Annotated in this window: 19 protein-coding genes; 5 read left to right on the forward strand and 14 right to left on the reverse strand. The window is 38.8% G+C overall.

What is annotated here, in order from left to right:
* Positions 1 to 1,033: 1,033 nt before the first annotated feature.
* The 4 genes from OLW01_RS11440 (at position 1,034) to OLW01_RS11455 (ending at position 3,634) form a co-directional block, all read left to right on the forward strand.
* On the forward strand, positions 1,034 to 2,386 hold the full coding sequence (locus tag OLW01_RS11440; protein WP_268074046.1) for a type II toxin-antitoxin system HipA family toxin: 1,353 nt from the start codon (positions 1,034 to 1,036) through the stop codon (positions 2,384 to 2,386).
* Complete coding sequence (locus tag OLW01_RS11445) at positions 2,383 to 2,658, forward strand: helix-turn-helix domain-containing protein (protein ID WP_268074047.1); 276 nt, start codon at positions 2,383 to 2,385, stop codon at positions 2,656 to 2,658. Before OLW01_RS11440 ends, OLW01_RS11445 begins: the two co-directional genes overlap by 4 nt.
* 486 nt (positions 2,659 to 3,144) lie before the next feature.
* Positions 3,145 to 3,366: a TA system antitoxin ParD family protein gene (locus OLW01_RS11450; protein WP_268074048.1), complete on the forward strand. Its 222-nt coding sequence runs from the start codon at positions 3,145 to 3,147 to the stop codon at positions 3,364 to 3,366.
* Positions 3,353 to 3,634 carry a type II toxin-antitoxin system RelE/ParE family toxin gene (locus OLW01_RS11455; protein WP_268074049.1) on the forward strand — a complete coding sequence of 94 codons (282 nt, stop codon included), beginning with the start codon at positions 3,353 to 3,355 and terminating at the stop codon, positions 3,632 to 3,634. The genes OLW01_RS11450 and OLW01_RS11455 overlap by 14 nt, the downstream gene beginning before the upstream one ends.
* Positions 3,635 to 3,752: 118 nt before the next feature.
* On the opposite strand, the gene OLW01_RS11460 is transcribed toward OLW01_RS11455, so the two are convergent.
* The 14 genes from OLW01_RS11460 to OLW01_RS11525 all read right to left on the reverse strand — a co-directional run bounded on the left by OLW01_RS11460 (position 3,753) and on the right by OLW01_RS11525 (position 21,308).
* Positions 3,753 to 4,688 (reverse strand): formate/nitrite transporter family protein, encoded by a 936-nt coding sequence (locus tag OLW01_RS11460; protein ID WP_268074050.1) that lies wholly within the window; start codon positions 4,686 to 4,688, stop codon positions 3,753 to 3,755.
* Positions 4,689 to 4,785: 97 nt separating this feature from the next.
* Positions 4,786 to 5,403 carry a DUF502 domain-containing protein gene (locus tag OLW01_RS11465; protein ID WP_268074051.1) on the reverse strand — a complete coding sequence of 206 codons (618 nt, stop codon included), beginning with the start codon at positions 5,401 to 5,403 and terminating at the stop codon, positions 4,786 to 4,788.
* A gap of 49 nt (positions 5,404 to 5,452) precedes the next feature.
* Positions 5,453 to 6,181 carry a 3'-5' exonuclease gene (locus tag OLW01_RS11470; protein ID WP_268074052.1) on the reverse strand — a complete coding sequence of 243 codons (729 nt, stop codon included), beginning with the start codon at positions 6,179 to 6,181 and terminating at the stop codon, positions 5,453 to 5,455.
* 5 nt (positions 6,182 to 6,186) lie between these two features.
* The gene (locus tag OLW01_RS11475) at positions 6,187 to 8,049 is read right to left on the reverse strand and encodes a DUF294 nucleotidyltransferase-like domain-containing protein (RefSeq protein WP_268074053.1); all 1,863 of its coding nucleotides are present in this window, start codon (positions 8,047 to 8,049) and stop codon (positions 6,187 to 6,189) included.
* 5 nt (positions 8,050 to 8,054) lie between these two features.
* The gene (locus OLW01_RS11480; protein ID WP_268074054.1) at positions 8,055 to 9,683 is read right to left on the reverse strand and encodes a BCCT family transporter; all 1,629 of its coding nucleotides are present in this window, start codon (positions 9,681 to 9,683) and stop codon (positions 8,055 to 8,057) included.
* A 189-nt stretch (positions 9,684 to 9,872) separates the two neighbouring features.
* Positions 9,873 to 11,354 (reverse strand): FMN-binding glutamate synthase family protein, encoded by a 1,482-nt coding sequence (locus OLW01_RS11485; protein ID WP_268074055.1) that lies wholly within the window; start codon positions 11,352 to 11,354, stop codon positions 9,873 to 9,875.
* A gap of 175 nt (positions 11,355 to 11,529) precedes the next feature.
* On the reverse strand, positions 11,530 to 12,822 hold the full coding sequence (locus tag OLW01_RS11490; RefSeq protein ID WP_268074056.1) for a tetratricopeptide repeat protein: 1,293 nt from the start codon (positions 12,820 to 12,822) through the stop codon (positions 11,530 to 11,532).
* Positions 12,823 to 12,833: 11 nt separating this feature from the next.
* Complete coding sequence (locus OLW01_RS11495) at positions 12,834 to 13,439, reverse strand: energy transducer TonB (RefSeq protein WP_268074057.1); 606 nt, start codon at positions 13,437 to 13,439, stop codon at positions 12,834 to 12,836.
* Between the two features lie 5 nt (positions 13,440 to 13,444).
* A complete protein-coding gene (locus OLW01_RS11500; protein WP_268074058.1) occupies positions 13,445 to 13,852 on the reverse strand; it encodes an ExbD/TolR family protein in 408 nt (135 codons plus the stop codon).
* Positions 13,853 to 13,930: 78 nt separating this feature from the next.
* Positions 13,931 to 14,458, reverse strand: a complete 528-nt coding sequence (locus OLW01_RS11505) for a MotA/TolQ/ExbB proton channel family protein (protein WP_428980160.1) — start codon at positions 14,456 to 14,458, stop codon at positions 13,931 to 13,933.
* A 2-nt stretch (positions 14,459 to 14,460) separates the two neighbouring features.
* Positions 14,461 to 15,837: a MotA/TolQ/ExbB proton channel family protein gene (locus OLW01_RS11510; RefSeq protein WP_428980161.1), complete on the reverse strand. Its 1,377-nt coding sequence runs from the start codon at positions 15,835 to 15,837 to the stop codon at positions 14,461 to 14,463.
* A gap of 11 nt (positions 15,838 to 15,848) precedes the next feature.
* A complete protein-coding gene (locus OLW01_RS11515) occupies positions 15,849 to 16,613 on the reverse strand; it encodes a DUF3450 domain-containing protein (RefSeq protein ID WP_268074059.1) in 765 nt (254 codons plus the stop codon).
* A gap of 320 nt (positions 16,614 to 16,933) precedes the next feature.
* A complete protein-coding gene (locus tag OLW01_RS11520) occupies positions 16,934 to 19,624 on the reverse strand; it encodes a TonB-dependent receptor plug domain-containing protein (RefSeq protein WP_268074060.1) in 2,691 nt (896 codons plus the stop codon).
* 70 nt (positions 19,625 to 19,694) lie between these two features.
* Positions 19,695 to 21,308, reverse strand: coding sequence for a hypothetical protein (locus OLW01_RS11525; RefSeq protein ID WP_268074061.1), 1,614 nt, complete (start codon positions 21,306 to 21,308; stop codon positions 19,695 to 19,697).
* 375 nt (positions 21,309 to 21,683) lie between these two features.
* Here OLW01_RS11525 and OLW01_RS11530 point away from each other — a divergent pair, with 375 nt between their 5' ends.
* Positions 21,684 to 22,121, forward strand: coding sequence for a transcriptional repressor (locus OLW01_RS11530; RefSeq protein ID WP_268074062.1), 438 nt, complete (start codon positions 21,684 to 21,686; stop codon positions 22,119 to 22,121).
* The last annotated feature ends 57 nt before the right edge of the window (positions 22,122 to 22,178 follow it).

Below are 22,178 nucleotides of genomic sequence, written 5' to 3' on the forward strand. Positions count from 1 at the left end.
GGCATGTATTAAAATTTCAATCAAGCCTGATAAATACACGAGTATGTAACTGACAAGTAAACATCAACCATTATATATGCACAAAGAAACTCAGAAACGTGTGCATTGAAGTTATACGTGCACAGTAAAAAATATGACAATATCAAATATAAATGACTACTTTGGCGCGTCGCGAATAATACCACTAACTTAAATTGAATTAGCAAAGCGATTTTGCTCTAATTGTAAAATATGCCGAACATCGACATACAATTAAGATAATTATCGAACTAAATAACTAAAACTACTGATTTATATAAAATTAGCATAAATAGGTGGCATTATTTTTTAGTAACATCAGCAGTAACATCCAGAAAAACCAAACCAAAGTTTAATATTAAATATCAAAAGGTTAAAGCAAAAATTCAGACGCCCCCGGACCCACCAATATATTCCCTTTAAAATCAACAGCTTAAGAAAAACCAAAAATAAAATGGCAGCAAAGTGTGCACTGGTGTTAACACTTTTGAATTTGTCGGTATTTTTCCTTGACGCTCTACCTACAAAATATGATTGCTTTGAGCGTGATATAGCTGAGTAATCTGCACCAAACATTTTTCTCTCTACCAGTTGCTGCAACCTTCTTCGACCATAAGCTTGGCATATTCTAACTTTTGCTTTGCTCTCAATGTCACTTGTATTTTTTGGGTTATTTTTATACCTTTAAGGTCTCGCTCATTGTAAGCTATAAATCTCTCCCCCTTGAATTAGCTCATTGCAACGCTAGCGTACAAAAAACCATATCCAACCCACCACACCTTTGCGTCAAAAATGCTAAGCCAAGATGAAAATCTGCTATGGGTGGCAAATCAAATGGGGCACATTGATTGGTGAATAATTATCAAAACTAATGGGAAATGGATTATTCAATAGAGCGCAATATAATACACCTTTATAGCTAAAAACAAACAAAAAGCGTATTATAAAAAGCTTTTATGTTGGATTAGTATTTAAATGCATACTATAATGCGCAATGAGTGACTAACAAGGTTTAATGATGAGAACTGTAAATATTGAAATGTATCTAAACGGTACTTGGCAAGTCATTTGCCAAGTCGAGTTTACAGGCAATCAAAAAATCCTTAATTCAACGAATAAATTTTCATACTCGCCGCAGCATCAAGTTAACTGTTATGGCGATGTTTCTTCAAAAGCCTGTGGTGTAAATTATCCTGTTACTTTTGATATTTACAGCGAAGATAAAATATTTGGATTTATCGACGATATTATTCCAGCTGGCGCAGCTAGAAGAAAATGGCTAGAACAAGATGAAATCAAGCAAGCAGAAGATATTGAGTTTGCATTGTTAACACACGGGGCTATTTCACCTGTTGGTAACCTTAGAGTTAAATCAGCGGTTGAAAAGCTTGATTCTAATGTTGCAATTCAGTACTTCCCTGTAGAAGACATAATAAACCGTGATTCTGATTTTTTAAGCTATGCACACGAAAGAGGTGCGTTAACAGGCGGGGCGACTGGCGCAGGCGGCGAAGCACCTAAACTGCTATTAAGACAAAATGAAAGTAACCAAGTATGGATTGACTGTTTCCAAAATACACAATCAGCCGATCAAGCGTATTTAGTTAAATTCCCGAGTGGACAACGCACCGATATCGACAAAGATATATTGCGCGCAGAATATAGTTACTATCAAGTTCTAACTCAAGCTGGTTATAACACTATAGACACTAAACAGATGAAACTGGAAGAAGGCGTTAATACTCCCTCTTTATGGTTACCAAGATTCGATTTTATCTACGCTCATAATCAAGAAGTTCGTTATGGATTAGAAAGCATACTATCTGTTATTAAAGGCTCATCAGGTGTTCCGTTAAATCACTTTGACGTGATTAAGCAAACAATTAGTAATATTCAACAAGCAATAGAAGATACAGATACACAATTTGATCCCGCTTTATTTGTCTGCCACTGGTTTGAAAGAGATTTACTAAATGTCATATTCGGCAATGCAGATAATCATGCACGCAATAGCTCTTTATTAAAAATAAAAAATAAAATAGAACTCTCACCTATATATGATTTTGCGCCAATGAGAGTCGACCCTGAAGATATTAGGCGCACTATAACTTGGGGTAATCCATTCGAATTAGGTGGTGAGTATCAATGGCAGGCAATCATTGAAAACCTAGCTGAATATTGCGCACAGCAACAAATTGAATGCGATAAAACCCAGTTAACCTACATTTTTAAGAACGCGATGGAAAAGTTTGAAAATTTGCCTGAAATACTAGTACAAGCTGGATGCCCTGAAAGCATTATCAAGCATCCCAAAAACCATTTTAAACATTGGCAACTTAAACATGAAAAATGGAGTGCCAGTGTATGAGCAAGCAAATCGATTTAACACCCAGCCAACGCGAGGCAATACGAAGCCAGATATTACAACAGCTCGATAACAATCAAATCACTTTAGGTGAAGCGGTTGCACAATTTAGAAAGCAGCTTACAAACTTAACTCAAACCCAATACGCAAGTTTGATAAAAATTAGCCGCCGTAGCTTACAACAAATTGAAACCGATACGGGAAATCCATCATTGCAAACCATCAGCAAGGTATTAAAGCCTATGGGGATGAAAATGGGAATAAAACTTAAATAACGCCAAGTCGAAATAAAAGTAGAAAAGATAAAACTCGCTGGCATAACCTATCTGCAATAAATAAATGAGGTTGGGGGGATTACCGGGGTATCATCGCTTGAAAAATCCAATCTTGAATATAGCAACCCATACCAACCCAGCCATACCTTTGCATCACAAATGCTTAGCCAAAGCAAAACCCGCTTTGGATTATAAATAAAATAGGCCTATTGATTGGTGAGTGGTTATTAAAACTTACAAAAAATGTATTGAGTAGTCATAGTACTGTTCATATAGCTGCATGGTATTTTAAGCATTTACTTAGATATTTAAGCGGTTATGTAAAATTTAAATGGTTACTTTGATTATGCCAAGAAATTAAACCAAGAAGTATTACTCAATGGAGTTTTTCAAACAAAAAAAACACACCCAAACAACTGATGCGAATTGCATCAATTAGAACGCAGTGATACAGTTTGTGTAAATATTAAGCAAAGAGGTATCACCATGGCCACTTTAAGTGTTCGTTTAGACGAAGAGTTGGTAGAAAGGGCCAGTATAATGGCAAAAGCTTTAAGCCGCTCAACATCAAAGCAAGTTGAGCACTGGGCGAAAATTGGGGAAATAATGGAAGATAACCCGGATTTACCTTACGAATTTGTTAAACAAGCCCTAATTGCCAAAGCTGAAAAAGAAGCCGGTAAATTAGAGGCCTATGAGTTTGACTAAAACAACCCAAACGTTACAAACACCAACCTTTAAAAAGGCGGTTAAAAAGCTAAAGTCAAATCAAAAATCAGACTTGAACAAAGCCGTAAAAGCCTTGGTAAATGACCCATTATTGGGTCAACAAAAGAAAGGCGATTTGGCTTTTTTACGTGTTTATAAATTCAAAATGGTTAAGCGACTTACTTTACTCGGCTATAGCTATGAAAATGGTTCGATTGTTTTAGAATTGATAACCTTAGGCTCACATGAAAACTTTATCGGGATTTGAAAGGTTAGCGTTTTATCTTTCTACCCCAACTGTTATGACGGATATTTACTCAAACAAGTAATTGCTATAGAAAAATTTGTAAAAATCTTTTCTATAGCAATGTGGCAGACTCAAAAACTTAATCTGTTTTTTCTAATTTACGAATATGGCTGTAATTTAATAGGGCGACAAATATACTTCCCCCAATGGCGTTGCCTATTAGCATAACCCCAATGGCTCTAATGATATTCATTAACTCAAATTGTTCTGTGGTCATATAAGCAACTGCAAGCTCAACGGTTCCGGCAATCGAGTGGTGCAAACCACCTAAACCAATAATAAAAGTAACGATATAAATGCATAACATTTGGCTGCTGGTTGAATGCGTTGATAAAGTTAACCATGCGCCTAAGGCCATTAGCCAGCCCGCTAAAATAGCGCTAATAAGTAAGGTTGCCGATGAAAATTGCACAATATGCTCGGCGATAATGGCATAACCTTCACTGGCGTGAATAGATGACTCAGCCATCGCCAGCATACTGGCGCTAATCATACCGCCCAGCAAGTTACCTATAATCACCACACCCCACAGACCAAACATACTTAAATAGCTATTTTTTCTGTCTAATACCGGATAAAAAGCGGTGGCGGTATGTTCAGTAAATAATTGTGAGCGGCTTAAAATAACCAAAATAAACCCTAGCGGGTAAACTAAAGCGATAAATACTTTATTAAACCCGGTTTTTAAATCGCCCGTTATAGACGCCATAATGCCAACCAACATCACGGTAAAGCAAATAATCATGCCGGCAGCAACCGATGATAACATTAAAGACAAATAAGGCCGTGCGTATTGCAATTGCCCTTCTTCAATCGCTTTTTGCAGTATGTCGTCTGGGTGTCTAAAGGTTTCATCGATGCGTTTAATAATGACAGAGGTATAATCGTGCGACTCTTGGGCTCGCTCTTTGCTGCGCTCTACTTGAGGGCCACTTTGTAAAATCTCGCCATCAGTTGAGACAATGTTTTTTTCAGAATCTGACTGTACGTTATCATGCTCGGGTATGTTATTCATATTATCTCACCAGATTTTAGGCCAGTTTAAGGTTTAAAATTAGCATTATGTTTAGCTTTGATACAATAAGATAACGCCAAACGACAACTATAAAAACTTACAGTTTATCGGGTTTACCTTGCCCTTTTCCTAAGCCCGCACTAATGGCTATTTGAATGGCTTCGGCAGGTTTAATATCAATAGGCTCTACGCAATCTATTGGCACTATAATCATATAACCACCTACGTTATAAGCCATCGGCAAAAATACTGATACATGATCATCTGGCATAACGCCTGTCAGTTTATCTTGTTTATTTGAATCTTGATCACGACGTTTAGTCACTATACCTATAAATTTCATTTGGCTGCCTGGCATGGTCACTAACACAACAGATTCGTCAGCAAAGTCTTTGCCTTGCATCATGTCGAATAAATCGTTTACGGTGCCATATAAATTTCGTAGTAACGGCATTTTATTCATAATTCTGCCGGGTAAACGCCAGATAAAATCAAGAAAATTCCAACGCGAGGTAAACCCTATTAGCACTGCGAGTATTAAAAAACTTAAAAAAGCGAGCCCGGGTACATAATATTGCTCACCTAACAGTGTTTTCCATACTGGGCTTAATAAAGCCTCAATCGTTACTAACAGCCAGTGCAACAACATAATAGTGACGATTACGGGTAATAAAATGGCAAGCCCTTTAAGTAAAGACTGAAATATAAATTTCATCTAATTTTTTACCTTATTCATTTATTTTTATGATTGAGTACTGTACTTGTTACTCCCACAATTTAGCTAACTCTGTGTTGTCTGAATAAGCATATGCGATTTGCGCTTGTAAAAGTTCAGCACAAGCTAAAGCGTCAGACAATGCATGATGTGGTTTATAGTAAGGCAAGTGATACCGATTTCTTGCATCGCCTAGCCTAAGCGAGATCGCTTCGCGTCCTAAAAATTTATCCCAAAAATTAAGTGGTTTATATTGGCTTATTTTTGCTTCTAGGTTCATGGTATCAATAACTGGAAATTGAATCCCTTCTTTTAACCTGTGTTGCAGCGCTTTATTTAAAAAAGATTTTTCAATTGAGGCACAGTGCGCAACAACTACTTTGCCGCTAATCGCCTGAAACAACTCAGCCATGATATGGCTAAAATCTTGCGCTTGTTCAATTTCAGAATGGGTAATGCCATGAATCACAATAGAGCTTTCATTTAATTGGCCTCTGGGCTTTACTACCCAGTACTTAGCTTGGCTTAAATAAATACGGCTCGCGCTAAAAGGCACAACCCCCACACTCACAATTGAGTTTCGCTGTGCATCTAAACCTGTGGTTTCTAAATCTAATGCAACTAAATTAGCCTGTTTTAGCTGCGTTGTTGGGGGATCAATTCCGGCTTGGTAATAAGCTTTAAGTATTTCGTTTTTACAAGTTTTTGCTTGTTCTTCATAAAATTTTGGCCAATGCTCTATTTTTTGATCGAGTTTGTTTTTTTCTAAATAAAACATGGGGTTTAGTTCGCTCTGCCGGGCTGATATTTAAACCGTAAAAATTTTTGTGCATCACTGACAATTTGAAAAGCATCTTTTAAATTTTTTCGCTCAAAGTCAGATAAGGATTCTGGCTCTATATTATTATCTGGCTCTATGGCTTTTTCTAAGTCACTGGCTTGGTATTTAATTCTGATAATTGAGATAAGCTCTAGCGCATCTCTTAAATCTTCGCCGCGCCCGTTTGGTAAAATTTTATGCTTTATAATATCGTCTAATCGTTCGAACGAGTTGTGCGATTTAGAGCCTATTGCCAGTGCATGAACCCGTATAATATCGGCCAGCGGTGCTGTGCCTCGGCGTTTTATATTGATAGAGTTTGATTGTTCACCGCTTTTTTCCATCACAAATTCCCGAAAAAATCCAAGTGGGGGCGTGCGTAGCAAAGCGTTGCGGGCTATACAAGCTAAAAAGCGCGTACTGTTTTTCGCTTTATGTCGTATTAACTGGTTGAGTTGTTTAGCGAAACCTGTTTTGCCATAAACTGGCTGTAAATCAAAAAAAATAGCTGAGTGTAATAAAGATTCAGGGTTAGGCTTATCAATCCATAACGTAAAATATTGTTTCCATTTCCTGAGTGGTTGTCGCCATTTAGGATTTGTTGCCATAATGCCGCCAGTGCAATAACTGTATCCGCAAGCGGCAAGTCCGTCACATACTATTTTAGCTAATTGCGCAAAATAATCGCCGTGTAGTGCTTCGTCGTAGCTATCATCTAGTACTAATGCGTTATCTTGGTCAGTAACTATTAGCTGTTCTTCGCGGGCCATAGAGCCCATTGCGATAAAACAGTAATCAATGGGTGGTGGCCCTAACGTTTCTTCTGCTAATTCAAGTAATCTTTGTTTAAAGCTGCGACCGATCACCGCCATTGCACCACCTATCATACGCGAGTTAGCATCTTCGCGTACCATGCGAACAAAGCTGGCACGAACCTCACTTTTTATTGCCATTAATTCGTCAATATTCTGAGCTTTAAAAATTCGCCCGACCACAAATAAACTATTTTGAGTTTCGTAACGAATAATATCGGGCAAGGTAATAATACCAATTGCAGCGTCGTGTTTAAGCACGGGCAAATGATGCACATTGTGTCGCAACATTAATAACATGGCTTCAAAAACTTGCTGTGTATGCTCAACAGAAAAAACTTGTGTCGACATTATCTCGGTAACTGGGGTGCTAAAAGGCAAACCCGGCGTTAATAAGCGATTGCGCAAATCAGTATTAGTCACAATGCCACACGTTTGTTGGTTTTGATTTAACACTAATAAACTGGAGCTGCTTGCCTCACTCATTTTAATTGATGCCTGATGCGCAGTTGCCGTATCGGGTAAGGTAATAGGGTCGCCACCAAGCAATACATCAACTTGTGCTGTCATTAATTGATTAGCATCTTCACGCCGGGAGTTGAGCTGGCGTAAACGGCTTTTATCTTCAACCTCAACTAAATCTGAAAAGGTATCAAACTGATCAAAATACTCACTAAAAATTGATTCTGGTAATAAATAAATTAAACAATCTTCCAGTGCAACAACCGGAAAGCGGCTGGGCCTGTGTTGTAATAAACTCAGTTCGCCAAAAAACCCACCTTCGCTTAATCTATTGTATAAAGCACCGCTTCGTCTAAATACCTCAACGGATCCGCTTCTAATAATATGCCAAGTATCAAGCTGCACGCCTAAATTTACAATTTGGGTTCCAGCTTTAAAATAAGCGACATCAATGGCTGATGCCGCTTTTTCTATTGCTGTATCTGGCAATTGTTCAAAAGGCGGTAGCTCACGCAGAAAGTTAATAATTTCAATTTTTTCTGCAGATTGCATTCACATTATCCTCTGGGCTCAGACATTAACCCTTTCACCATTGAAAAAGCCGCAATGAGTAAAATAATGGTAAAAGGAAAACCCGTTGAAACCGCCATCGCTTGAAGTGCAACTAAGCCCCCTCCAACAATTAACGCAATCGCAACCAAGCCTTCAAATACACACCAAAATACACGTTGTGGTGTAGGTGAATCTACCTTACCACCCGCTGCAATCACATCAATAACCAAAGAGCCTGAATCTGACGAAGTTACAAAAAATACTATCACCAAAATAATCGCAATAAATGATGTTATAGAAGCAAGAGGTAATACATCTAACATATTAAATAATTGCAAAGGTAACTCAGCGTCAACGACCGCTTGATAACCGTCAGATACCACTTGTTCAATTGCGGTGCCGCCAAATACGCTCATCCATAAAATACAGGCTGTTGACGGAATTAATAACACTGAAATAATGAACTCTCTTACGGTTCTACCACGAGAGACACGCGCAATAAACATGCCCACAAATGGACTCCAAGAGATCCACCAAGCCCAGTAAAATGCACTCCAGCCGGATGAATAATTAACATCTTCACGCCCTAGTGGGTTTGATAATGCGGGCAAATATTGTAAATAAGCAGCAAAGTTATCTACAAAACCCGTTAATATAATGAGTGTCGGGCCAACTAAGATCACAAAAAGAAGCAGTGCAACCGCAAGCATCATATTAATTTCAGATAATTTTTTAACACCTGCATCTAACCCCGCTACCACCGAAAATAACGCGATTGCGGTAATGCCACATACTAAAATAACCTGTGTTGTAGTGCCTTCTGGTACATCAAATAAATAATGTAAACCTGATGCAGCTTGAGATGCGCCGTAACCTAGCGACGTTGCCAAACCAAATAAAGTGGCCAGTACGGCTAATAAATCAATTAAATGGCCCGGCCACCCCCAAACTCGTTCACCTAATATAGGGTAAAAAACAGAACGAATAGTTAATGGTAAACCTTTATTAAATGAAAACAGCGCCAGTCCCAAGGCCATAACGGCGTATATTGCCCAAGGGTGTAACGCCCAATGATAAATAGTGGCCGCCATGCCTAAACGTTTAGCATTTTCAATATCGCCGCTGGCTCCGTCAAGTGGCGCCCAATCAACCCTAACACCGTCTTCTATATTTATTCCACCAAGTGAACTATTAAAGTGAGATAACGGCTCAGACACCCCAAAAAACATTAGCCCAATGCCCATCCCTGCGGCAAATAGCATAGAAAACCAACCAAGATAACTATAATCAGGTTTTGCCTGCGTACCGCCTAAACGTACCTTACCTAAAGGGGAGACAACCAAAACAAAACAGATTAAAACAAAAATGTTAGCCGATCCGATAAAAAACCAATCTAAACGGCTAATTAACCAACCCCTAAGCGATGAAAACACAGGTTCAACATCGCTTTTAAACGCTAAGGTTAATACGACAAAAGCGATAATGCTGACCGCTGATATTGCAAAAACTCGGTTATGAATATCTAACCCAAAAGGTCCAACGTTAACCACAATATTATCTTGTCCGACTTGGTAGTCGGTTTCTATCGGATTAACTTTACCATCTGGAATCATAGGATCTTTAATTTCTGACATCGATAAGCTCCCGTGCATAAATAAAAAGTGTTTAGATTATAAAGTGTAGCCTAACTTATGAAGATGAGACTCAGCTAAGAAAAATACCTTAATAATTTAAACGCTTTGTAATGAAAAGATTATAGCGATGCTTGCCTAATAACGTTAGCTGCACCGCTTGTTTAAAGTATAAATTGAAGATTGTTTATTTTATTCGTGTTGCTGATACAGTTTATCTAACGAAACTGACAAACCGCTTTCTGTTACAACTCTTACGTGTTTTGAACGCAGTTGTCGAATATTTTGCACGCCACAAGAATGCGCCAAAATACCTAAACCATAATTTATAAACTTATTATAATTGGCAACTCTGACTGATTTATCGGTTACATCCAAACCCGTTTGGCGCTTTATATTTTGCGTTGCTATGCCTGTTGGACAAGTATTTTTATTACACTGTAACGACTGAATACAACCTAAAGCAAACATGTAACCGCGGGCTGAGGTTACAAAATCAGCGCCTAGCGCAATGGCCCAAGCAACCTTAGATGGTGTTACTAATTTACCAGAGGCAACAATTTTAATTCTGTCACGCAAATTATGCTTGGTTAAACTATGTACCACAATTGGAATGCTTTCTTTTAAAGTCATCCCCACATAATCCATCAATGGCTGAGGAGCAGCCCCTGTGCCACCATCTGCACTGTCTATGGTAATAAAATCAGGTGCGCTTTCTTCACCGCGCTTAATCACTTCTTCACATAACTCGTCAATCCATGCGTACGCACCAATAACGGCTTTAAACCCAACAGGCTTACCTGTTGTTTTTCTAATCACGGCTATCATGTCTAATAAGTCACTGACACTTCTAATATCCGGGTGGCCATTTGGACTAATGGAGTCTTGACCGACAGGAATCCCTCTAATGTCCGCTATTTCAGGTGTTACTTTATCACCGGGCAAAATACCGCCTTTGCCGGGTTTAGCCCCCTGGCTCATTTTAATTTCAAACATTTTAACCTGTGGATGACGAGCCGCTTCTTTTAACTTAGCTTCGCTTAATAAACCTTGCTCGTTTCTGACACCGTATTTAGCGGTGCCAATTTGCACCACTAAATCAGCTCCACTTTCTAAATGATAGGGGGTTAGCCCGCCCTCGCCCGTATTTAACCAACAGCCAGCCTTTTGTGCGCCATTAGCTAAAGCTCGAACTGCAGGTTTTGAAATTGCGCCGTAACTCATGCCTGAAATATTAAATATAGAAGTTGTTTGATAAGGCGTTTCACAATACGGACCTATCATCATGGGTTCTATTGGCAAAGCATCTTTATCCAATGTGGGAAAAGGACAGTTCATAAATAAAATAGTGCCTGCCGGATCTAAATTACGAGTTGAGCCAAACGCTATCGTATGATCAACATTTTTAGCAGCCCGATAAACCCAACTACGCTCAGCGCGGTTAAACGGCATTTCTTCTCTGTCCATTGCGAAAAAATATTGGCGAAAAAATTCACCCTGTTTTTCAAGAAAATACCTGAGTCGACCGATAACCGGATAATTGTGCCTAATTGCGTGTTTATATTGTCGTTTATCAACGATATAAAAATAAGTCAGCACGAATACAATAATCACAAATAATGCCAATAATATACTGGATGCAATGTTGACATTAAAAACAACAGAATCTTGCATTTATATTTTAACTCCCACAAAAAATTATCTTAATAATCTAACATATAGCGTCGATCATTAGGGAGAATTTGTATTAGAAAAATAACAAGCGGGGTGAATGAAGACTAAACAGCAGGTAAACAGATTAAAAAGTTAGGTTCCCATACATAGCATGGGAACACTTTGGATAAACAAATTATGCCGATATAGCAGCCATTGCTTCAGCGTTTTGTTTTTCTTTAGCGACGTATTTTTTCCATTGTTGAGCCATCGCTTTAGAGCTTGAATGCTCACTGGCAATTTGCAGCGCTTTAAGTGAGGCATCAAATTTTTTCAAATTAAAATAAGCCATGCCTAATACGAGCTGAGCTTTACCTGGGTCATCTAACTCGCCTTTATCTAAAGCCGTTTGGGTAGAGGCGATTGCTTTGTCCCATTGCTCTAAATTAAGGTAAGTTTGGCCCAATTGCGCGTCCAAGTTTCCATCTTCAGATAAATTAGCGGCTTTTGCTAAAACCGGTACAGCCTTTTTCTCTTCACGAGCCAAAGTATAAGCTTGAGCTAAAAACTTTAAGTTTTTTACATCTTCTTTAATTTTACCATCAGCAATTGCTTTTTCTAGCAACAAAGCGCCTTTTACAGGTACTTGGTGATAAACATATAGTTGTGCTAGCGCTAAAATATCTTGTCGATTTTCAACAAAACCTTGCTGATATGCAACTTCCATCATCGCCAGTTGTTTATCTTCTAAACCAAGTTCACCGTACATACCCGCTAGTTGTAACCAGTACTCAGGCTTATTAAATAAACGAACCAGCGTATCTGTCACATCAGCCACTTCAGCCGACATTTCAAGCGAATAATAAATGGCACGTTGTAAAACAAACCAGTTTTCTTTAGGTACATTGCCTGCATCTGACACTATTTTGATTGCTTTAATCAAAGGCTTAAGTGCGGCTTTGTATTTTTTTTGCTGATACTGAGCTTGAGCTAACAATACCAAGGCATTGGCATTATCTGCATCGCCACCACTGGCAAACCACTGCTCTAGTTTTTCAATTGATTTAGCGTAATTACTTTCAGCCATATGCAACTGAGCTAAGCTATAAAGTGTGCTTAAACGTAAACTTTCAGGTATTGCCTGCTCTGACACGACCAGCTCAAAGTTTTCAATCGCTTTTGGCATGTTTTCCATGTTGTAGTAAACAAAAGCATAAAAGTTATGCATCATGGCAATTTCATAGCTGTTCATTGAGCTACGTTTACCGTTTACGTTATCTAGCGCTTCAATGGCTTCCTGAGGTTTGCCTTCGTCGGCTAAACCTTGTGCTCGTGCTAGTTGCTCATATACTTTTGAGCGCATTGCCGGTACTTTAACGGTTTCTTTATTACTAGCCTGTTCATTCGCTGCGAACGCAGATGAAACAGGCATCATTGTAAACGCAGATAACACAGCAGAAAGTAAAATCGTTTTCGAGAATTTTTTCATCTGTCTACCCATTAATTTAACTTAAAGGTAATTCGGTTTTGCACGCCTGCTACTTCAACCGCTTCACCATTTACAACCCTTGGTTTGTATTTGAACTTTGAAGCCGCTTGCAGTGCAGCCTGATCGAATATATTTTCAGGATCGGCTTCAACCACGACTGGATTTGTTACCGCACCCAGTTTATTAACTGTAAATTCAACAATTACGTAACCTTCAATACCACGTTGCTGTGCACGCCTTGGGTAAATAGGTTGTACTTTAACAATCGGCAAGTATTCACCATCACCAGACTCTAACGACAATCCACCTTCTAACCCAACATCGGCTTCAATATCTGCACCAAAATCAGTACTGGCTGCATTTGCGTTTGGATCGGGTGAATCCATCGGCGGCGCTTCCATTGGCGGGGGCGGCTCTTGTGGCTTAGGTGGCTTTTGTGGCTTTCTGTCTTTTTGCTCAGGTGCTGACTCTTTTTTAACTCTAACAAAATCAAGCACACTCCCACGCGGTGGTTCGGTTAATGCCCCTTCCCCACTTTGTATAAGCGATTGCATGCCAAAAAAGAGTAAAAAAGTAATCGCAACTGATAACCCAATAGCAATAATATATCTAAGCATAATCTTTAATCGTTTGCGGCAATAGAAACATCGTACGCACCTGCAGCGCGTGAGGCATCCATCACTTTAATTAAGGTATCAACGTCGGCAGCTTTATCAGCTTGAATCACCACAGAACCTTGCGGATTTTCAGCTTTTAAACGCTCTACGTTAGCTTGAACAGCACGAATATCAACTCGGCGCTTGTCTATCCAAACATCACCCGAATCACTAATCGCAATTAAAATATTTGCTCTGCTTTTTTTAACAGCTGTAGGTGCGTCTGGGCGGTTAACATCAATCCCCGACTCTTTAACGAATGATGCTGTTACAATAAAGAAAATAAGCATAATAAATACAACATCCAGCATGGGCGTCATATCTATACCTTGCTCTTCTTCTTCCATCACTTTGTTTAATGGGCTTGCTCGCATTTTTTAATACTCTTTAATTGGTTGGCTTGTTAATACTGCAAAACAAACCAAATTAATTTCATCATATTTAGCAACGAATTAGTGATCCGTTGTTAAGTGATCTTCAAGCAATTCTGCTTCACGTTTGGCGCTTCGACTTAACCAGGTTGAGGCAAATACACCTGAAAGTGCACCCACCATGCCAGCCATAGTAGGAATAGTGGCTTTTGATACACCTGAAGCCATTGAGCGGGCACTGCCCGAACCACTAATTGCCATCACGTCAAATACTTCAATCATACCTGTTACTGTGCCCATCAACCCCAGTAGAGGGCACAAAGCAACTAAGGCATTAAGCAACAGTAAGTTTTCATTTAACTTGTTCGAAGCTCGTGAAATCATGGCTTCGCGAATTTGCATCGCATTCCAAGATTTTCGCTCACTCCGTTTTTCCCAAGTTTTTCTAACTGTTGCTTCGTATTTTTTATAGCCAAACTTGATAAAAGCAATACGCTCGAAGATCAGGATCCACATCACAAATATCAGTGCAGCAATCCAAGTAAGGACACTACCGCCCGTTTCCATAAAGGCTTGAATTGCTTCCATCATTTCGAAAAAAGCGTACACTTTTATTCTCCTTGCTCTGCACGTTCAGCAATAATGCCTGCGCTTTGCTCTTGCAAAATTGAAATTAAACCTCGGCTTCGAGTGTTTAATACTGTGTAAAGCAATAACGTTGGAATAGCGACAACCAAACCTAATACTGTGGTAACAAGCGCTTGCGAAATACCACCCGCCATTAATTTAGGATCACCCGTACCAAATAACGTAATGGCTTGGAAGGTATTAATCATACCTGTTACCGTACCAAGTAAACCTAATAACGGTGCCACAACTGAGATGATTTTAATAAAGGTTAGGTTACGCGCCAGTTTTGGTACTTCACGTAAAATGGCTTCACTTAGTTTAAGCTCTAACGTTTCGCTGTCTGCCGTTGGGTTATCGGTTTTAACTTTCATCACGCGGCCTAACGGGTTGTTGGTGCTAGGGGTTGCTTGTTTAAGCTGGCGTTTTATTTTGCCGCCAATAATGGTTAAGCTAATAAAGCGTTCAATCGCGATAAGTAAGCCAATTAAACCAACCGCTAAAATCACGTAGCCTACCGTGCCGCCTTGCTCTACACGCTCAGTCATATTTGGCGCTTGTACCAACAAGCCTAAAATTGAACCACCTGTTGGGTCTAATGCAAACTCAACTAACTCGCCTTTTTGCTCTTGCACGGCTGATGCAGTTGAAAGGTAACGATCAGAAGGTTGACGAGATAATTCGGCAAGCGAACCCGTTTGTTTAACGTATTCTAAAAATTTGCCGTTTGAAACTAGGTTAAACGCACCCACTCGAACCACTTCTTGTTGGTTTTTGGTACCGGTATCTGCATTCATTACAGGCGCATCAAAACGAGTGATTTTGCCAGACTCTGTCATTTCACGCTGTAGTTCAAACCAAACACGTTCAATTTCTTCAACCGATGCTAATTTAGAGCTTTGACCCATTTTTTGCGCTAATTCATCTAAAAAGACACCACGATTAGGGTACTGAGCTGAGATAATTGAGTTTTCAAATTTACCTTGCATATCGCCTGCAACTTGCTGCAATACACCAAATAATTCTTTTAACGAACCCATTCTGTTATTTAAAGTTTCGCTTAGGTTAGCTAATTCAATCTCATTTTTTTCAAATGTGGTTTCTAACGATTCACTACGCTGAGTTAATTGAGTGCGTCTTGCATCCGCCTCGTTTAACATTTGAACTTGCTGCGCTTTTTTAGCTAAAAATTCTTTTTCACGCTGTTCGTTTTGTGTATTTTGAAATAATTTACCTTGCTCTAATTGAGTTAACAATTGGTCAAGATTGACTGCTGTGTTTTCTTGTGCTGCGAATACTGAAGTTGTCATGGTCGTTGACAATGCAGCTGCGGTTAATAAACGTTTAAAAATTGATTTCATGTGGTAACCTCTTATTCCGCAGCCGAAATTGGCAGGGTCAATAAGTCTGGGGCAAGTTGCTTACGCGCTATACGTAAACCTTTAGTAATAGATGTTCTGTATTCAGGTGATAACGCAACAAAATCGTTTTGATTGGTATCCCAAGCGCCGCTCAATTTACCGTCACGCGTTTGATAAATTAACGCAACTCGGCCTACACGTAAAAAATCAACATCTCGCTCTGCACCATCAACATTTAATGTGCCTGTGTAAGCTTCAATTGTTTTGCCGTAATCTACTTCAACTTGGTAAGCTTCAAGTACTCGACGAAATTTTTCAGATGGCGCAATATCAGCTCGGTCCATCATGTTTTTTAAATCAGCAATACGCTTTTCACGCTCTGCCGGTAAAAATGGCACATCTAAATTTACAAACTGCTCTAATCCGTCAATCATACGTATCATTAAAGGGGTCACTTGGCGTTCAACCACTGACACTTTGTCAATTGATTCGTTAATATCTGACATTTCAGATTCTTGATTAGCAATTTGCTTATCAAGCTGCTTGTTGTAAATTAATAAACCGTCAATTTCTTTATTGATGGTTTTAAATTGTTGTAATCTCGTTTGAATATCGTCGCTAATTTTGTCGATTTTCTGTTGAGACTGTTCAGCAGACTGGTTAATTTCTTTGCCTGCTTGAATAGCAGGATCTAAGCTCTCGGTCTGTGCAAACGCAGATACTGATAAAACAGTTGAAGCGACAACAGACATTTTAAATAATCGAGAAAGGCTCATAAGGTAAGCTTCCTGTTAATTGATACCATTAAAAGATTGAAAGCACTATATGTCGTTTATATGACACTAAAATTAACCAAAGATGACAGGAATGTGACAATCGAAAATCAGCTGAAAAAACGCTTTAATTACAGCGCTCTCGCCGTCGTTGGAAAGCGCTCAGTTAGAACAACCTTTGCACTCGAAAAATAAACAGCCGCTAGTCCCTTAACTAAATAAGCAAAGCTATCCATTTAGCAAAACGCTGCGGGTATAGCTTTGATAGGTGGAGAAAATAAAAAAAGCAGCCGAAGCTGCTTTTTTAAACAAGTAGATCGTAATTAGAAATCATAACGATATGATATGCTTGCGCCAACGCCTCTATCTCGACCACGTACGACAATATCAGATTGCGTTACTTCTTGGTCTTCTCCTAACAAGTTCTGTAATTTAAATTTAATCGTAGAACTGAAATCAGGATAGTATGTATAAACCATGTCGATAGAGTGGAAAGGTTGCTCATAAGCATCAGCACGTAAGCCGATACCCGATGCAATAATTCGCTCGCCAAACACATTATATACAAACGAGGCACTATGTTCGCCATTAGCAGAATCATAACCTAGTTGTAAATTAATCACGTAAGGTGAATGGCCTGTCATTCGTTTAGTCGCATTCGTTAAACTACCTGCATTTTCAGCTGCAATAGTCACTTCCGAATCACTTAACGTAACGTTACCAGTGGTAAATAAACCATTTGAAATACTGCCTAAATCAAATAACCATTCAGCTTCAACACCGTATAATTCACCTGAGTCACCATTAGTAAACGTAGCGCTATACGCTGCATCACCAACACGAAGAACTGACTCAATGGGCTGGCTAATATCTTTATAGAAAGCCGATATTGCTAAGTTATCCCCATTATCGAAATATAATTCGTATCTAGCATCGTAGTTTTTCAAGGTACTAGATACAAGCGATACGTTACCACGAGTTAGGATATCAGTTAGTGGATTACTATAAGTAACAGGTACAACTTCACGTAGATCAGGGCGAACAACCGTTTCACCGTAACCAAAGCGTAACTGGTAGTCATCACTAATGTAAGTCAAACTCAATGCAGGATAAACGTCATCTTCATTGATGGTTCTGTCGAATACTTTATCTTCATTAAATAGGTTATCAATCGCACTCTCAGAAAGATTAGAACTGGTAAATTCTAAAGCAACCTGTTTAAAAGATTCATAACGAAGACCACCACTAACACGCCAAGCTGAATTTAAAAACACATCAAATGACCCATAACCAGCTTCAATTTTTTGAGCTGCCATATAATCATCTGCTTGTTCAAGATCCGGCTCGTTAAAGGCCAAAAGAATATTATTTTGGTCAATGAAGTCGTCGGTTAAATAATTTGTGATACCTAAGCTATCGCTATAATATTCACTAATATTTTGCGTGTCTTCGGTTTTTTCATTAACCGTAATTGGATTACCTGGGTTATTTACGAAGAAGCTTGAGGTCGTGTAATAACGAGCTCTATCAATAAAGTCCCAACCACCTTTTAATTCAATTTCGTAACCACCAATTGTTAGCGGTAAATTAACATTACCACCCCAAGATTTCATAAAATCATCCATTTCGATGAATTCATAATTTACTTGGCCATTACCACCGCTCACTTCAGAACTTGAATAATGGTTAGCTCCGTCATCATGTCTAAAGTTATCAGCATAATTGTAAGTAGCTTTTAATGGGATATCGGTAGTTGCCTGTGACTCGGTATATTGCCAATCAACGCCAACGCCCCAGTAATCAAGAAAAGTATGCTGCCCACGGAATTGGTCAACTTCTAATGAACGCTCTTCAAATTGAAAAGTATGAGATCTATCTGCATCCCCTTCAGGAATAGTTGCGTTACCTTCTTGCTTTTCGGTAACACCGATTGCCGATTCGTCTTCATTATCTTCGATATTGATGTAAGTATAACTAACGTTATGAGAACCTAATCTATAACCCAAAGTTAAAAGACCATTTAAACGTTCGTTTTCAGTTGTCACTCGTTTATTACTACGAGTTTCATGACAAGCACGTCCGACTTCTTCAAGGGTACTATAATCAATTGTACAGTCTTCAGGAATTTCTGGCTCTGGTTTAATAACCGCATCAACCCCTTGACTATATTGCCATTTATTATCGTACGATACGGTTGCTAAAACCCCAATTGAACCACCAAAAAGGTCTTCGTCAAATGTGTTACCAATATGTGCTTGGAAAGAATAATCTGGGTCGAGCGATTCTTGCTCTAACGTCATATCACGCGGAAACAACTTAAGTAAGTTTTTATTAACAACTCTAGCTTCATCCGTTGATATTTGATCTTTTGAAGTAATACCACGTAATGAAAAATCGCCATCGTATTGCACAATTGCATTTTTAACGGCTTGGTTTAACCCGTTTTCATTTCTGTCGTATGTATAACCATCTGTGTTATTTGAATTATAACCTGCACCTAACTGAATACCTGCGGTAAATTCAGAAGGTGTCGATTTAGTTCGAATATCAACACTACCACCGCCAAACGCTGCTGGCATATCTGGTGAAAAAGCTTTTTGTACCGATAAACTTTCAATTACACTGGTCGGAAATATATCCATTGGAATAACGTTACGCGTTAAATCCGGGCTGGGAATAGCCGCACCATTTAAGCGAGCACTTGAATATCGCTCACCCAAACCACGTACATAAATAAATTTACCATCAACTAACGTTAAACCCGTTACTCGTCTTAATGCTGAAGCTGCGTCACTATCACCGGTTCTAGCGATTTGCTCTGAGCCTAATATGTCGGCCACAAAAGCTTGGTTTTTACGCTCTTCAATCACCGCTGCAGCTGTACCTTGCAAACGACTTGCAGTAGCAACAACTTCTTCGATTGCAGCATCTTCTTGCTGTGAATAAGCGACGCCAGAGCAAAGACTTAGAGCTACAGCTAACGAAATTTTATTCGCTCTATATTGAGTTTTCATTGCTTAATCCTATTGCCAATACAAAAAAAGGCGTAACTGGTGTACGCCTAATTAATAGATAAGTAATTAATTACTCGTCATTTGCATTGGTATAAGCGTCATTTAACCAGTTATACCAATCTGAACTTGTATCAGTCGTCGAAATAGCACCAATGAAGTCAGTTGTTTCAAAGAAAGTATCTACAGTTGACATATCAGTCGCTGTTACCGTTACGTCTGAATCAGCGTTTGGTAAAGTTGCGAAACCGTTATCAGCAAGAATGGTTGCGCCAGCATTAAGCAATTCGTTTTTGTCGCCGTTTTTAAACCATTCTTCTACAGTAATAGTTGATGTACCGTCTGTACCAGTTACTGTTTCTGAACCTGTTGCAGCTAGCTGAGCACAAGCCGCTACTGAAGATTCTAAGCTAACTTGTTGTGCAATCATTTCATCAACAGCTTCTTCTGGTTTATAGTCGATACAGTAAGTTTGAGTTGCTGCGTCTTTAATCAAAATAGTGTTGTACCAGCTAGCTTGAATGAAATCGTCTAATTTAATTGCGATTGAAGCAGCACCATCACGCGCTGATTCTTCATCTGTTGTAACAACGGTTACGTTAGCAATGTTAGGGCTAGACGGATCTACACTAGTACCTTTAACTTTAATACCATCAGATTCAAAACCACCGTTACCCATGTTGATAGTCTCGCCAGCAGCATTTTTTACTGTGCCGTGTTTAATATATACAAACTGTGCATTACCCTGCCAGCCTGCATCGATATCCATGCTATCGTCTTGAGTATCAGTAATTGCGATATACTTAAGGTTTACGGCACCACCAAATAATTCAATACCGTCGTCGTAACCCGCGTAAATGTCAATATATTCAATAGTTGTACTTGAACCAACAGCACCTAATGTTAGTGAGTTAAGGTCGTTACCTTCCTCTGCACCTGCTGGTAAACCACCTGCATAATGAATTTTAGCAAATTTCAATGTACCGCTATCATCATTATTGTCATTACCGCCGTAATAAGTAACAGCACCTTCAGTATTTGCGCTACAGGTGTTAGCTGTGCGTTCAGCATCAGTACATTGGTCGGTGATGCCTAAACCGTTAATCATGATTCCGCCCCAGTCCTGTGGTTCTGGGTCTTGAACGCTTAAGCTAGAAATTGCATTAGCTGACGTAAAAGTGATTGGATTTGCGTATGTACCAGCAGCTTCGATATTTGCGCCACGGTTAATTTGAACACGTGATGAAGCGTTATCAAAAACAAGTGTTGTGCCAGCTTCAATTGTTAAGGTTGGGCCATCTACATCTACAGTACAAGTACCTTGAGTTAAATCACAATCTTGACCAATAACTAGTGAGCTTTGGAAATAATGAACACCATCGTTAGCTAATTTTTCTAATGTGATATCAGCCATAATTGGAGAAGCAGCGCTTACGAAGTCACCATCGTACACACAGTTATTACCTTCAGCTTCACCTTCAACTGTTACACCGTCAGCTTCGTATGACGCACACTCAAAGCTACCTGAGCCACCAGTATTTGTATTTGATGAATTGTTAGAGTTATTAGTACTGTTATCAACACTGTTGTCGACAGAAGTTGGGGTAATATTAATATCACCACCACAACCGGCTAAAGTTAAAGATGCTGCAATTGCTGTTAAAGAAAATAATTGTTTTAATTTCATTGTTATCACCGTTTGTTAAAATAAGAATGTTTTTAATAATTACGGCGAAGATTACGCATCAAAAATGACAACTAGATTCCAGAAAAATGACAGTTAGATGACAAAACCCAATTGAAACTTAGCTAAAAATCGTAACGAGAGCTTGCCAAAAAATAATTTTTAACTTAAAAATCAAAAAGATAAAAACTATAGAACCATCTTAGCATCAAAACCCAAAGTAACTGTTTTTTAGTTTAAACCTATGCATAAAACACTTTATGACAATTGAACTTTACTCAGTTTGCTTTATGCTATTAAGCAATAGCCTAACTTGTAGCTATTAAGTAAATTCGAGTACAATTACTATATGGTATTTAATTTAGATGGCATTCAAAGATGAGTGATTCACTGTTATTAGAGCAAGCAAGAATGCTTTGTCAGGACAAAGGCGTTCGATTTACCACAGTCAGAGAGCAAGTATTTAGTTTACTTGCAGATTCAAATGGCTCTATGGGTGCTTACGACTTATTAACCCAATTACAAAAAACCGATGCTAAAGCCAAACCGCCAACCATTTATCGGGCGTTGGATTTTTTATTAGAGCATGGGTTTGTTCATAAGGTAGAATCACAAAACGCCTATGTTTTGTGTAATCATTTTGCTGAGCATCATAAAGCGCAATTATTAATTTGTGATAGCTGTGGTGATGTGCAAGAAATGAATAGCAGTGCGATTAGCAAAGCGTTATTAACGGCCGCAAAGCAGCGTGATTTTAAAATTGTAGAACCTACAATTGAGGCTCACGGATTATGCAAAAAATGCCAGCAAAATTAAAATTTTAAGATTCAAAAAGTAAACCTTACCTTTTGAATCTTAATTTTTAAATCTTAA

Source organism: Catenovulum adriaticum (genome assembly GCF_026725475.1).
Classification (GTDB): Bacteria; Pseudomonadota; Gammaproteobacteria; order Enterobacterales; family Alteromonadaceae; genus Catenovulum; species Catenovulum adriaticum.